Origin of the sequence: Aquabacterium sp. OR-4, assembly GCF_025290835.2 — a bacterium.
Taxonomy (GTDB): Bacteria; Pseudomonadota; Gammaproteobacteria; order Burkholderiales; family Burkholderiaceae_C; genus Pseudaquabacterium.
This window is the reverse complement of the sequence record NZ_JAOCQD020000001.1, coordinates 1,528,534-1,542,401: the sequence shown is the minus strand read 5'-3', so window position 1 is coordinate 1,542,401 and position 13,868 is coordinate 1,528,534. Positions and strand designations below refer to the sequence as shown.

Here is a 13,868-nt window from a genome sequence, read left to right as displayed (position 1 = left end):
TGGCGGCCTGTCAGGCCGAGGTTGGCTGGCCCAGGTTGCGCAGCACCTCGCGCACAAACTGCGCGCGGTCCTTCGGATCGGCGATCTCGCGGTCGATGCGCAGCTTGTCATTGCCCACCAGCTTGATGGCGCGGTTCTTCTGCACCAGCTCGATGATGCGCATCGCATCCACCGGCGGGTTGGGCCGGAAGGTGATGTTCATCAGCTTGGGGTTGGCGTCGATCTTCACCACGCCGTAGGGCCGCGCCAGCACGCGCAGGCGGTGGGTGTCGAACAGGGTCTGGCCCTGGGCCGGCAGCTTGCCGAAGCGGTCGGTGATCTCTTCGAGCATGGCGTCCAGCTGCTCGGGCTTGCTGGCGGTGGCCAGGCGCTTGTAGAGGTTCAGGCGCACATGCACGTCGCCGCAGTAGGCGTCGGGCAGCAGGGCCGGGGCATGCAGGTTGACATCGGTGCTGCCGCCAAACACGCCGGTGGGGCTCAGCAGGTCGGGCTCCTGGCCGTTTTTCAGTGCGCGCACGGCCTCGGCCAGCATGTCGTTGTAGAGCTGGAAGCCGACCTCCATCATGTTGCCGCTCTGCTTTTCGCCCAGCACCTCGCCGCAGCCGCGGATCTCGAGGTCGTGCATGGCCAGGTAGAAGCCCGAGCCCAGCTCCTCCATGCTCTGGATCGCGTCGAGCCGCTGCTGCGCCTGCTTGGTGAGGGTTTCGGTGTCGGGCACCAGCAGGTAGGCATAGGCCTGGTGGTGGCTGCGGCCCACGCGGCCGCGCAGCTGGTGCAGCTGCGCCAGGCCGAACTTGTCGGCGCGGCTGATGACGATGGTGTTGGCGCTGGGCACGTCAATGCCGGTCTCGATGATGGTCGAGCACAGCAGCACGTTGTGGCGCTGGGCCACGAAGTCGCGCATCACCGACTCGAGCTGGCGCTCGGGCATCTGGCCGTGGGCGATGGCGATGCGTGCCTCGGGCAGCAGCTCGGCCAGCCGGCGGCCGCGGGCCTCGATGGTCTCGACCTCGTTGTGCAGGAAGTACACCTGGCCGCCGCGCTTCAACTCGCGCAGCACGGCCTCGCGGATCACGCTATTGCCCTCGCTGCGCACGAAGGTCTTGATCGCCAGGCGGCGCTGCGGGGCGGTGGCGATCACGCTCAGGTCGCGCAGGCCTTCCAAGGCCATGCCGAGGGTGCGTGGAATGGGCGTGGCGGTGAGCGTGAGCACATCCACCTCGGCGCGCATGGCCTTGATGGCCTCCTTGTGGCGCACGCCGAAACGGTGTTCCTCGTCGATGATCAGCAGGCCCAGGCGCTTGTACTTGAGCTCGGCGCTCAGCAGCTTGTGGGTGCCGACCACGATGTCGATGGTGCCGTCGGCCAGGCCGTCGAGCGCGGCCCGGATCTCCTTGGGCGAGCGAAAGCGCGACATCTCGGCAATGCGCACCGGCCACTTGCCGAAGCGGTCGACCAGGGTCTGGTAGTGCTGCTCGGCCAGCAGCGTGGTGGGCGCCAGCAGCGCCACCTGCTTGCCGCCATGCACCGCCACGAAGGCTGCGCGCAGCGCCACCTCGGTCTTGCCGAAGCCCACGTCGCCGCACACCAGGCGGTCCATGGGCTTGGGGCTCACCAGGTCCTGGATCACGGCGTGGATGGCGGCGCGCTGGTCGGGCGTCTCCTCGAAGCCGAAGCTCGAGGCAAAGGCCTCGTAGTCGTGCGGGCTGAAACGGTGCGCAAAGCCCTCGCGCGCGGCGCGGCGGGCGTACAGGTTCAGCAGCTCGGCGGCGGCGTCGCGCACCTGCTCGGCGGCCTTGCGGCGGGCCTTCTCCCACTGCCCGCTGCCCAGCCGGTGCAGCGGCGCCTCGTCGGCGCTGACGCCGGTGTAGCGGCTGATCAGCTGCAGCTGCGCCACCGGCACGTACAGCGTGGCCTTGTCCGCGTATTCGAGGTGCAGAAACTCGCTCGGGCCTTCGCCCAGGTCGATGTTCAGCAGCCCCTGGTAGCGGCCGATGCCGTGGCTGGCATGCACCACCGGATCGCCCACCTTAAGCTCCGACAAGTCCTTGATCAGCGCGTCGACGCTGCTGGTCTGCTCCTGCTTGCGGCGCCGGCGGGCCTGCGGCGTGCTGGCAAACAGCTCGGTCTCGGTGAGGAACTGGATCGCCAGCGCGCCCTCGGGCGCCTCGGGCTCGTGCCAGAAGAAGCCGGCCGCCAGCGGCGCGGCAGTGATGGCCACCTTCTCGCGCTCATCGCCGGTCTGGGCCAGAAACTCGGCCAGCGTGGCCACGCTGGGCGGCTCGATCTTGTGGTCGCGCAGCAGCTCCAGCAGGCTTTCGCGCCGGCCTTCGCTTTCGGCCACGATCAGCACGCGGTGCGGCGTGCTGTCGAGGTGCCGGCCCAGCGCGGCCAGTGGCTCGGTGGCGCCGCGGTCGGCGGCGATGTCGGGCAGCGGGCGGGCCCAATCCAGTGGTTCATCGCCGCGCAGCACCAGCGTGGCCTGGCGGCCGGCATTGGCAAAAAACTCGTCGGCGCGCTGAAAGATCTCTTCCGGCGCCAGCACCGGCCGGTCGGGATCGGCGGCCATGAAGCGGTGGCGCTCGCGCGTGTCGGTCCAGAAGCGCTCGATGGCCTGATCGACCTCGCCATGCAGCACCAAGGATGCCTGGGCGCCAAGGTAGTCGAAGACCGTCGCCGTCTGCTCGAAGAACAGCGGCAGAAAGTACTCGATGCCGGCCGTGGCGATGCCCTGGGCGATGTCCTTGTAGATGCGGCTCTTGGTGGGGTCGCCATCGAGCTTCTCGCGCCAGCGCTGGCGGAACATGGTGCGCGCCGCCTCGTCCATCGGAAACTCGCGGCCCGGCAGCAGCCGCACCTCGGGCACCGGGTACAGGCTGCGCTGGCTGTCGGGGTCGAAGGTGCGGATCGAGTCGACCTCGTTGTCGAACAGGTCCACGCGGTAGGGCACCGGCGAGCCCATCGGAAACAGGTCGATCAGGCCGCCGCGCACCGCGTACTCGCCGGGCGACACCACCTGGCTCACATGGTTGTAGCCGGCCAGCGTGAGCTGAGCGCGCAGCGCCGCCTCGTCGAGCTTCTGCTTTTGCTTGAACTCGAAGGTGGTGGCCGCCAGGAACGAGGGCGGCGCCAGCCGCGTGAGCGCCGTGGTGGCGGGCAGCAGCACCACGTCGGCATCGCCCTTGTGGATGCGCCACAGCGTGGCCAGGCGCTCGCTGATCAGGTCCTGGTGCGGGCTGAAGGTGTCGTAGGGCAGGGTCTCCCAGTCCGGAAACACCGTGGCGCGCAGCCCCGGGGCGAAGAACGGCATCTCGTCAGCCAGGCGCTGCGCGTCGGCCGGCTCGGCGGTGACGATGGCCAGCAGCTTCTTCTCGCCCACGCGTGCCTGCGCAAATCGGGCCAGCAGCAGGGCATCGGCCGAGCCGATGGGCCGTGGCAGCGTGAAGCGTTTGCCGGGGGCGATGACGGGCAGTTGCATGGGCAGGACCGGTGGAAAGACGGAGCGCGGCCGCAGCCGCTGAAAACGACGGCACGCCCCGGAGCCGTGACTCGGGGGCGTGATGAACGCGAATTCTAGAATCCCGCCCATGAACACACTGTTGACCGAAGCGGGCGGGCCGAGCGCCGGGCCGCCCCCAAGCCGGCCCGCCAACCCGCCCGGCGGGTGGCCCTGCGTACTCGCGGGGCCGGGTGCCCCTGCGGGCCGACGTATTCGCCGGACGAGGGGCTGACATGACTCCCCGTTGTTTCGCGTTGGTGCCCTGTGCGGGCACCGGCAGCCGCTCGGGCTCGTTCGTGCCCAAGCAATACGTCGCGCTGGCCGGTTTGCCGGTGGTGGCGCACACGCTGGCCGCGCTGGCGCAGGTGGAGCGCATCGCCGCCACGCTGGTGGTGCTGGCGCCCGATGACGAGCAGTTCGAGGACGAAGTGCCGGGCTTCGGCCAGGGCGAGCAGGCCGAGCGCGCCTGGATCGCCCGCGTGGGCGGCGACAGCCGCGCCGCCACGGTGCTGGCCGGCCTGGCCGAGCTGCGCGCCCGCGGTGCCCAGCCGCACGACTGGGTGCTGGTGCACGACGCCGCCCGCTGCCTGGTGCGCCCGGCCTGGATCGAGCGCCTGCTCGCCACCTGCTGGCACGACGAGGTGGGCGGCCTGCTGGCCCTGCCGCTGGCCGACACGCTGAAAGCTTGCGATGCCAGCGGCGACCGCGTGGCCGCCACCATCGGCCGTGAGGGCAAGTGGGCGGCGCAGACGCCGCAGATGTTTCGCCTGGGCCTGCTGGAGCCGGCCTTGCGCCAGGCGCTTGAAGCGGGCCCGGCCGGCAGCGCCATCACCGACGAAAGCAGCGCGGTCGAGGCCCTGGGCCATGCACCGCGCCTGGTGCGCGGCGATCTCGAGAACCTGAAGATCACCTACCAGCCCGACTTCGGCCTGGCCGAGCGCCTGCTGGCCACCGGACGGCGCGGCACCGAGTTGCGGCCCATGGTGCCGGCGCGCGAGTTCATGCTGGCCCAGGAGTTCTACACCGACATGGGCTTTGTGCGCGAGTTCAGCCGCGGCCAGCTGGCGGGCTTTCGGCTGGGCAACAGCGCCTTTCTGCTGCAGGACTTTCATGACGAAGGCCTGGCCAGCAACCTGGTGCTGCACCTGACCCTGGCCGACCTGGACGACTTCTGGGCCCGCCTGCAACGCGAGGGCCTGGCCGAGCGCTACGGCGTGCGCGTGGAACCGCCGCAGCTGCGGCCCTGGGGCCTGAAGGACATGACCGTGACCGACCCGAGCGGCGTGCTGTGGCGCATTGCCCAGCGCATGGAGGTGGTGGAGTGAGCCACATCGACCCGCTGAACCTGCGCATTGGCGAAGGCTGGGACGTGCACCAGCTCGTCGACGGCCGGCCGCTGGTGCTGGGCGGCATCACCGTGCCGCACAGCAAGGGCCTGCTGGGCCACAGCGACGCCGACGCGCTGCTGCACGCCATCACCGACGCCTTGTTCGGCGCCGCGGCGCTGGGCGACATCGGCCGGCATTTCCCCGACACCGATGCCACCTTCAAGGGCGCCGATTCGGGCGTGCTGCTGGCCGAATGCGCGCGGCGCGTGCGTGCCGCGGGCTGGCAGATCGTCAACGTCGACAGCACCATCGTGGCCCAGGCGCCCAAGCTGGCGCCGCACATCCCGGCCATGGTGGCGCGCATCGCCGAGCTGCTGTCGCTGGAGGCCGGCCGCGTCAACGTCAAGGCCAAGACCGCCGAGAAGCTGGGCCCAGTGGGCGAGGGCCGGGCAATCGAGGCGCGGGCGGCCTGCCTGCTGCTGCGAGGCCAGGGCCCGGCCGCGGGCGGCTGATCGCGGGCCGCCCGCGCAGCGGCCTCGCGCCCGCCGGCCTCAGGTCTTGGCGTGCTTCAGCCGCAGGTGGATCATCAGGCCGGTGTCGGGCGCGTTGTGGAACTCCACCGTGCCGCCCATGCGCGCCATGGCCTTCTCGACGATGGCCAGGCCCAGGCCGGCACCGGTGGCCGCGGTGCGTGCCGTGTCGCCGCGGTAGAAGGGCGCGGTGAGCTGCTTGATGCGTGACTCGGGCACGCCGGGGCCGCGGTCGCGCAGGCTGCAGATCACCCAGCCGCCGGTGCGCACATAGCTCACCTGCACCTCGGCCACGCCGGTGTCGGCGCTGCGGCCGTAGCGGCGCGCGTTCTCGAACAGGTTGGCGAACACACGGCCGAGCTCCACCTCGTCGGCCATCACCTCCAGGTCGATGGCCACGCGCGAGGTGATGCGGATCTCGCCCGGATCGCGGAAGGCTGCCGCCTCCTTGTCGATCAGGCGCGACAGCAGCACGCCCTGCAGGCGGGTTTCGCCCGGACGGGCGTAGTCCATGAACTTGTCGATGATGGCGTCGAGCTGGTCGATGTCGCTGGCCATGTTGGCGCGGGCTTCTTCGTCCGACACGCTCATCTCGGCTTCCAGCCGCAGCCGGGCCAGCGGCGTGCGCAGGTCGTGGCTGATGCCGGCCAGCATCACCACGCGGTCTTCCTCCACCTTGGCCAGCTCGCGCGCCATGCGGTTGAAGCCCATGTTCACCTCGCGGATCTCGCTGGTGATGGTGGTTTCGTCGAGGCGCGAATCGAGGTCGCCCTCGCGGATGCGGCTGGCCGCGAACTGCAGCTCGCGCAGCGGCCGGTTGATGCGCCGTGCCACCAGCACCGAGGCCACCAGGATCACCGCCAGCACCGCCAGCAGCGCCAGCAGCCAGGGCAGGTTGTGCGGCGGCAGGGCGCGTGCGGGGTCGGCGCGCAGCCACCAGGCCTCGCGCTCGATGGCAAATCCCACCCACAGGCCGGGCTGGCCGTTGACCTGGGCCGCCACCTGCGTCTCGGCCCCCAGCTCGCTGCGCAGCACGTCGGCAAAGCGGCGCAGGCTGGCATCGTCGCTGGCACTGGCCCAGCGGTCGGCGGCGGTGCGCGGGCGCAGCGTGAGCTGCTCGCGCGCCGCAATGGCCTGCAGCAGGCCGGCGCGCGCGCCCGGCTCGATGCGCACCAGCGCCTCGCGGCCGACGTTGATCACGCAGGCCAGCTCGCGCGCCGCCAGCACCTCGCGCGGCGGGTCGTCGCGCATCAGCAGGGCGATGGTCCAGGCCGTGAGGCAGCCACCCACCAGCAGCACCAGCAGGAAGAAGGTGCGCCAGAACAGGCTCAGCGCCATGCGCTGCGCCGACATCGGCACCGCACGGTTGGCGGCGCTCATGGCCTGCGCCCCCACGCCGGCGGCAGCGGTCCGCGTGGTGGTGCTCCGCCCGGCCGGGTCATGCCGCGCCGTCAGGCACGAACACGTAGCCCACGCCCCACACGGTCTGGATGTAGCGCGGTGCCGACGGGTCGGGCTCGATCAGCTTGCGCAGGCGCGAGACCTGCACGTCGAGGCTGCGGTCGAAGGGCTCAAACTCGCGGCCACGCGCCAGCTGCGCCAGCTTGTCGCGGCTGAGGGGCTGGCGCGGATGGCGCACCAGCGCCTTGAGCATCGAGAACTCGCCGGTGGTGAGCTGGATGGCCTCGCCGTCCTTTGTGAGCCGGCGCAGCGACAGGTCGAACGAGAACGGCCCGAAGCTCACCACCTGGGCTTCCTTGGAGGGGGCGCCCGGCGCCTCCTGCTGCGGCCGGCGGCGCAGCACGGCATGGATGCGGGCCAGCAGTTCGCGTGGGTTGAAGGGCTTGGGCAGGTAGTCGTCGGCGCCCACCTCGAGGCCGACGATGCGGTCGACGTCTTCCACCTTGGCGGTGAGCATGATGATCGGCGTGGTGTCGTTGGCGGCGCGCAGGCGCCGGCAGATCGACAGCCCGTCCTCGCCCGGCAGCATCAGGTCGAGCACGATCATGTCGATGTTCTCGCGCGTGAGCAGGCGGTTGAGCGTCTTGCCGTCTTCGGCCAGCAGCACCTCGAACCCCTCTTGCGTGAGATAACGGCGCAGCAGGTCGCGAATGCGGGCGTCGTCATCGACGACGACAATGCGGTCCGGCCGGGCCGTGGCTGCTGTACTCATGCGCACTCCGAATTTGTAACAGAGGCATTGTGGGCCCGGGTTCGAGGGCCAAACGGCCTGATCTGACCCACTGTTACAACTCTAACCGCATCGCGTCAGAGCCCGCCTTGCGCATCGTTCGCCTGCAGCGGCAGGCCCCAACCCCAAGCCCATGGACATCCGCGTTCCCCCCCCCGCCGCCCACTCCAGCAGCCCGTTGCCGGCGCTGCGCGTCCAGCGCTTTGCAGCCAGTGCCGCGCCGCCGGCCCCGCTGGGACAGATCGACTATGCGCAGGCCGGCCTGCGGGTGCTGGCCGGCGACGGCGTGGATGCCTGGTGCGCGGGCGACTCGCTGCGCGAAGGCCGCCAGGGCCTGCTGCAATGGCGCGACGACGGCCACTGGCTGTTCGGCAGCATCGACCTGCCCGAGCAGGGGCGCAGCCTGGCCGCACTGGCCGAGGCGGCCTATGCCGAGGTGTTCAGCTGCCTGGCCGCGCATGGCCGGCCGCTGGTGCGCACCTGGAACTACCTGCCGCGCATCCACGACGACTGCGCCGGGCTTGAGCGCTACCGCCAGTTCAACGCCGGGCGCCAGGCGGCGTTCATTGCCGCCGGTGTCGACAACCTGGCCGGCGCACCGGCCGCGTGCTGCCTGGGCACGGCCGACGGGGGGCTGTCGCTGCGCTTTCTGGCCGGGCATTGCCGGGTGCAGCCGCTGGAGAACCCGCGCCAGGTGCCGGCCTGGCGCTACTCGCGGCGCTGGGGCCCCAAGTCGCCCACCTTTTCGCGTGCGGTGCTGATGGATGCCGGCGGTGGCCGCACCGGCCTGCTGATCTCGGGCACCGCCAGCATCGTGGGCGAGGAGTCCCAGCACGAGGGCGATGTGCAGGCGCAGACCGCCGAGACCCTGGACAACCTGCGCGCCGTGCTGGCGGCAGCACGCGCCGCGAAGGCAGGCCTTGCGCTGGATCTCGACGCGCTGGAACTCACCGTCTACCTGCGCCGGCCGGCCGATCTGCCGCAGGTGCGCGCCCTGCTGCAGGCCGCCGCACCGGCGGCAGCGGCGCGCGCGCTGTGGCTGCAGGCCGACATCTGCCGGCGCGAGCTGCTGGTCGAGATCGAAGCCCATGCCCTGGCCTGAGCGGGCCGGCCCGGGGTCAACGCGGGCCGGGGCGGGGCGTTGAGAGTGGGGGGCGGCCGCAGGCCGGCCCGACCGGCCATTGCCAAGATCCCATGCTGACAAGGAGCGCCATGCGCCATCCGTTCACATCAAGCCCCCGCTCTGCGGCGGGCCGCGCCATCGCGGGCCTGCTGCTGTGCGCGGCAGCCACCGGTGCGGCGGCGCAAAGCCTCACCACCGCGCCGCCGGCCAATGTGCTGGTGCTGTCGGCCGAGGCCAGCACCGAGGTCGTGCAGGACCTGCTGACCATCACGCTGCAGGTGGTGCGCGAGGGCAGCGATGCCGGCGCGGTGCAAAGCCAGTTGCGCCAGGTGCTCGATGCGGCGCTGACCGAGGCGCGCAAGGCGCAGCGGCCTGGCCAGGTGGAGGTGCGCACCGGCGCGTTTTCGCTCTACCCGCGTGCGGCACCCAAGGGCGTGGGCATTGCCGGCTGGCAGGGCCAGGCCGAGCTGGTGCTCGAGGGGCGCGACCTGCCGGCCATCAGCGCGCTGGCCGGCCGCCTGCCGGGCATGAGCGTGGCCCGCGTGGGCTTCGGCCTGTCGCGCGAGGCGCGCGAGCGCGTGGCCACCGAGGTGTCGGCCAGCGCCATCGCCCGCTTCCAGCAGCGGGCGGCCAGCTACGCGCAGCAATTCGGCTTTGGCGGCTGGAGCGTGCGCGAGGTCAACATCTCGGGCGGCGATGTGGCGCCCAGCGGCCCGATGCCGATGTTTCGCGCCGCCCGCGCCATGGCCGCCGCGCCGGCCGATGAGTCGCAGCCGGTGGAGGCCGGCCGCGCCACGGTGAGCGTCACCGTCAGCGGCAGCATCCAGATGTCGGCGCGGTAAATCTGGCGTCAGCCCGGCGGCGCGCCGCGCATCGGGCTGCGCGCAGGCTCATTGAGCGACCCAGCCGCCGTCCACGTTCCAGGCCACGCCGCGGATGTTGTCGGCGGCCGGCGAGCACAGAAACACCACCAGCTCGGCCAGCTGCTCGGGCGTGGTGAACTGCAGCGAAGGCTGCTTCTCGGCCAGCAGTTGGCGCTTGGCGTCTTCTTCGCTGATGCCGGCCTGCGCGGCGCGGGCATCCACCTGCTTTTGCACCAGCGGCGTCAGCACCCAGCCAGGGCACACCGCGTTGACGGTCACGCCGGTGGTGGCGTTTTCGAGTGCCGCCACCTTGGTCAGGCCCACCACGCCGTGCTTGGCCGCCACGTAGGCCGACTTCTGCGCCGAGCCCACCAGGCCGTGCACCGAGGCCACGTTGACGATGCGGCCCCAGTTGCGGCGCTTCATGCCCGGCAGGGCCACGCGCATGGCGTGGAAGGCCGAGCTGAGGTTGATGGCGAGGATGGCGTCCCAGCGCTCGACCGGAAAATCCTCCACCGCCGCCACATGCTGGATGCCGGCGTTGTTGACAAGCACATCGACCGAGCCGAAGTCGGCCTCGGCCGCCTGCACCATGGCCTCGATCTCGGCCGGCTTGCTCATGTCGGCGCCATGGTAGGCAACACGGCGGCCCGGCTGCAGCGCGGCCGCCACCGCGGCCTTGGCGCCATCCACGTCGCCAAAGCCGTTGAGCATCACATGGGCGCCCTGGCGGGCCATGGCCAGCGCCATGCCCAGGCCGATGCCGCTGGTGGAGCCGGTGACGAGGGCGGTCTTGCCGTTGAGCATGTCGAATTCTCCTGTCGGGTGTGATGGTGTGCGGGGCGGGCCGCCACGGGCCCGGCTTGCTGCGATCATTATGGGCAAGGAGCCTGAAAAGTGACTGACCTGACCACCGCCCCTGCCCACACGCCCGCCGCTGCCGGGCCGCGCCTGAACCATGTGCAATGCCTGGGCAGCCGCGGCCTGCACCGCATGGCCTGGTGGGAGTGGGGCGACGCGGCCAACCCGCGCGTGCTGTTGTGCGTGCACGGCCTGTCGCGCCAGGGGCGCGACTTCGACACCCTGGCCGCCGCCATGGCCGGCGAGTACCGCGTGGTGTGCCCCGACGTGGTGGGCCGCGGCCAGAGCGACTGGCTGGCCGACCCGATGGGCTATGCCATCCCGGCCTACGTGGCCGACATGGTCACCCTGCTGGCGCGGCTCAATGCCGACACCGTGCACTGGGTGGGCACCTCGATGGGCGGGCTGATCGGCCTGGGCGTGGCCTCGCTGCCGGGCTCGCCCGTCTCGCGCCTGGTGCTCAACGATGTGGGCCCGAGCATCGAGTACGCCGCGCTGCAGCGCATCGGCACCTACCTGGGCCTGCCGGCGCGCTGGCCCAGCGTGGACGCCGCGGCCGACGCGCTGTGGGCCATCAGCCAGGGCTTCGGGCCGCACACGCGCGCGCAGTGGCTGGCGCTCACCCGGCCGCAGCTCAAGCCCGATGGCGACGGCTTCAAGCCGCACTACGACCCCCAGATCGCCGTGCCCTTCCGCCTGGTGACGCCCGAGCTGGCCCAGGCTGGTGAGGCCGCGCTGTGGCAGGGCTACGAGCGCGTGGGCTGCCCCACGCTGCTGCTGCGCGGCGCGCAGAGCGATCTGCTGTCGGCCGCCACGGCCCAGGCCATGGGCCAGCGCGGCCCGAAGGCGCGGCTGGTCGAGTTTGCCGGCGTGGGCCATGCCCCCACGCTGGTGGCACCCGACCAGGTGGCCGCGGTGCGCGACTTTCTGCTGCAGGGGTGATCGGGCGCCCATGAAGACCGTACCCGCGGCCGACCAGCCGCAGGCGCAGCCGGCCGCCGCCATCGTGCAGGTGGTGGATGTGGACCCCGCCGCCCGCGCCCAAGCCGGTGACGACGGCGGTGCCGATGCGCTGCTGCGCGCGCGCGCCTTTGCCGAACCCCTGCTCACCGGCCGCCTGCTCGACACCGGCGAAGACGCCCAGGGCCATGCCGATGGCGTGGCCGAGATCCTGCGCAGCATTGGCGCCGCACCGTCGATGCGCGCCGCCGCCTACCTGGTCTATGCGGGCGATTTTCTGCAGCGCCCCGAGGAGGTGGTGGCCAAGGCCTTCGGCACCCGCTACGCCAGCCTGGTGACGCTGACGCGCAAGCTGGTGCAGATCCAACGTGCCGCGCGCGAGGCGCAGATCGGCGCCGCCCAGCGCGCCGAGCAGACCGAGCGCGTGCGCAAGATGCTGCTGGCCTTCAGCCGCGACCTGCGCGTGGTGCTGCTGCGCCTGGCCAGCCGCCTGCAAACCCTGCGCTGGTACGCGGCCAGCAAGAACCCGTGCCCGCAGGCGCTGGCACGCGAGTCGCAGCAGGTGTTCGCGCCGCTGGCCAACCGGCTGGGCATCTGGCAGATCAAGTGGGAGATGGAAGACCTGGCCTTCCGCTTCCTGCAGCCCGACGACTACAAGCGCGTGGCCGCGCTGCTGGCCGAAAAGCGCGTCGAGCGCGAGGGCGGCATCGAGGCCACCCGCCGCCAGCTGGCCGACGAGCTGGCCGCGGTGGGCATCGCCGCGCAGGTGCAGGGCCGGCCCAAGCACCTGTACAGCATCTGGAAGAAGATGCGCGGCAAGGGCCTGGGCCTGGAGCGCGTGTTCGACGTGCGCGCGCTGCGCATCATCGTGGCCGATGTGCCGGCCTGTTATGCCGCGCTGTCGCGGGTGCACGAACGCTACGTGCCGGTGCCCGGCGAGTACGACGACTACATCGCCCGCCCCAAGGCCAACGGCTACCAGAGCCTGCACACCGTGGTGATGATGGCTGGGGGCATGTCTGGGGGGATGTCTGGCGGGATGGCGCTGGACGGCGAGGCGCCGCGCGCGGTGGAAGTGCAGATCCGCACCCAGGCCATGCACGACCATGCCGAGCACGGCGTGGCCGCGCACTGGGCCTACAAGGAGGCCGGCACCAAGGGCTATGCCGGCGTGCTGGCGGCGGGCGATTTTGAAGAGCGTGTGGCCGAGGCGCGCAAGGCTGTGCTGCGCCAGCTGCTGGCCTGGGAGCGTGATTTCGTGGGGCAGGGCGCCGACGAACCCGGCAACGGCAGCGCCCCTGCAGCGGCCACCGCCGGCACGCCCGAGGCACCGTCGTTCGACGACCGCATCTACGTCTTCACGCCGCAGGCCGCGGTGGTGGAGCTCACCGCCGGCGCCACGCCGGTCGACTTTGCCTATGCGCTGCACACCGATGTGGGCCACCGCTGCCGCGGCGCCAAGGTGGATGGCGTGATGGTGCCGCTGGGTACGCCGCTGGCCAATGGCCAGACGGTGGAGGTGATCACCGCCAAGGAAGGCGGCCCGTCGCTCGACTGGCTGAACGCCGAGCTGGGCTACCTGAAGAGCCCGCGCGCCCGAGCCAAGGTGCGCGCCTGGTTCAACGTGCAGGCCCAGGCCGGCACCATTGCCCGCGGCCGCGAGCTGGTGGAAAAGCTGCTGCAGCGCGAGGGCCGCACCGCCATCAAGCTGGACGACCTGGCCGCGCAGCTGGGCTTCAAGGGGGCCGATGCCCTGTTCGAGGTGGTGGGCAAGGACGAGTTCTCGCTGCGCCCGATCGAACAACTGCTGCGCCCCCCCGAGCCCGAGCCCGAGGCGGCGGCCGACATCATCACGCTCAAGCGCACCCGTGCCACCGACGGCGGCGTGCTGGTGGTGGGCGTTGAGTCGCTGCTGACGCAGCTGTCACGCTGCTGCCGGCCGGCGCCGCCCGACGAGATCGGCGGCTATGTCACGCGCGGCAAGGGCGTGGCCATCCACCGCCTGGGCTGCAGCAACTTCCGCCACATGGCGCAGCAGCAGCCCGGCCGCGTGATCGCCGTGGCCTGGGGCGAGCCGCCCAAGGGCCGCGACGCCGCCTACCCGGTGGACGTGAGCGTGGAGGCGGCCGATCGGCCCGGCCTGCTGCGCGACATCTCTGAGGTGTTCGCCAAGGACAAGACCCACATCACCGGTGTGCACACCCAGTCGGTGCGCGGCCCCGGCGGAGCCACGGCGCACATGACCTTCACCGTGGAAGTGGGCGATGCCCACCGCCTGAACGCCGTGCTGCGCCAGGTGGCGCAAGTGGCGGGCGTGCGTCACGCCAGACGCCGCGGATGATTTACTTGAAAGCCCTGAAACCCGTGCTATAGTCCTGGGCTCGACAGGCGCGTAGCTCAGCTGGTTAGAGCACCACCTTGACATGGTGGGGGTCGTTGGTTCGAGTCCAATCGCGCCTACCAAATTTGGTAGTTGAATCAAGCACCTGGCGGAAACGCCCGGTGCTTTTTTC

General features: G+C 71.3%; 10 protein-coding genes and 1 tRNA gene. 7 read left to right on the top strand and 4 right to left on the bottom strand.

Going from position 1 to position 13,868, the window contains the following annotated elements; translation table 11 throughout:
- Positions 1-10: 10 nt before the first annotated feature.
- Complete coding sequence (gene mfd / locus N4G63_RS06530; protein WP_260785523.1) at positions 11-3,478, bottom strand: transcription-repair coupling factor; 3,468 nt, start codon at positions 3,476-3,478, stop codon at positions 11-13.
- A 254-nt stretch (positions 3,479-3,732) separates the two neighbouring features.
- On the opposite strand from mfd, the gene ispD reads away from it, so the two are divergent.
- Positions 3,733-4,824 carry a 2-C-methyl-D-erythritol 4-phosphate cytidylyltransferase gene (gene ispD, locus N4G63_RS06525; RefSeq protein WP_314599485.1) on the top strand — a complete coding sequence of 364 codons (1,092 nt, stop codon included), beginning with the start codon at positions 3,733-3,735 and terminating at the stop codon, positions 4,822-4,824.
- Between the two features lie 5 nt (positions 4,825-4,829).
- Complete coding sequence (gene ispF / locus N4G63_RS06520; RefSeq protein WP_260786665.1) at positions 4,830-5,339, top strand: 2-C-methyl-D-erythritol 2,4-cyclodiphosphate synthase; 510 nt, start codon at positions 4,830-4,832, stop codon at positions 5,337-5,339.
- Between the two features lie 39 nt (positions 5,340-5,378).
- Here the strand turns inward: ispF and N4G63_RS06515 are convergent, their stop codons facing one another.
- Complete coding sequence (locus tag N4G63_RS06515) at positions 5,379-6,737, bottom strand: ATP-binding protein (RefSeq protein ID WP_260785524.1); 1,359 nt, start codon at positions 6,735-6,737, stop codon at positions 5,379-5,381.
- Positions 6,738-6,795: 58 nt separating this feature from the next.
- Positions 6,796-7,530, bottom strand: a complete 735-nt coding sequence (ompR, locus tag N4G63_RS06510; protein ID WP_260785525.1) for an osmolarity response regulator transcription factor OmpR — start codon at positions 7,528-7,530, stop codon at positions 6,796-6,798.
- 151 nt (positions 7,531-7,681) lie between these two features.
- Between ompR and N4G63_RS06505 the strand changes: the two genes are divergently transcribed.
- Positions 7,682-8,650 carry a chorismate transformation FkbO/Hyg5 family protein gene (locus N4G63_RS06505; protein WP_314599484.1) on the top strand — a complete coding sequence of 323 codons (969 nt, stop codon included), beginning with the start codon at positions 7,682-7,684 and terminating at the stop codon, positions 8,648-8,650.
- Between the two features lie 110 nt (positions 8,651-8,760).
- Entirely contained in the window at positions 8,761-9,513 is a 753-nt protein-coding gene (locus tag N4G63_RS06500; RefSeq protein ID WP_260785527.1) for an SIMPL domain-containing protein, read from the top strand.
- A 48-nt stretch (positions 9,514-9,561) separates the two neighbouring features.
- On the opposite strand, the gene N4G63_RS06495 is transcribed toward N4G63_RS06500, so the two are convergent.
- Complete coding sequence (locus N4G63_RS06495) at positions 9,562-10,341, bottom strand: 3-hydroxybutyrate dehydrogenase (RefSeq protein WP_260785528.1); 780 nt, start codon at positions 10,339-10,341, stop codon at positions 9,562-9,564.
- A gap of 186 nt (positions 10,342-10,527) precedes the next feature.
- Here N4G63_RS06495 and N4G63_RS06490 point away from each other — a divergent pair, with 186 nt between their 5' ends.
- The 3 genes from N4G63_RS06490 (at position 10,528) to N4G63_RS06480 (ending at position 13,818) form a co-directional block, all read left to right on the top strand.
- Positions 10,528-11,337 (top strand): alpha/beta fold hydrolase, encoded by an 810-nt coding sequence (locus tag N4G63_RS06490; RefSeq protein ID WP_260786666.1) that lies wholly within the window; start codon positions 10,528-10,530, stop codon positions 11,335-11,337.
- Between the two features lie 10 nt (positions 11,338-11,347).
- Positions 11,348-13,696 (top strand): RelA/SpoT family protein, encoded by a 2,349-nt coding sequence (locus tag N4G63_RS06485; protein WP_314599483.1) that lies wholly within the window; start codon positions 11,348-11,350, stop codon positions 13,694-13,696.
- A 45-nt stretch (positions 13,697-13,741) separates the two neighbouring features.
- A tRNA-Val gene (locus tag N4G63_RS06480) sits at positions 13,742-13,818 on the top strand.
- The last annotated feature ends 50 nt before the right edge of the window (positions 13,819-13,868 follow it).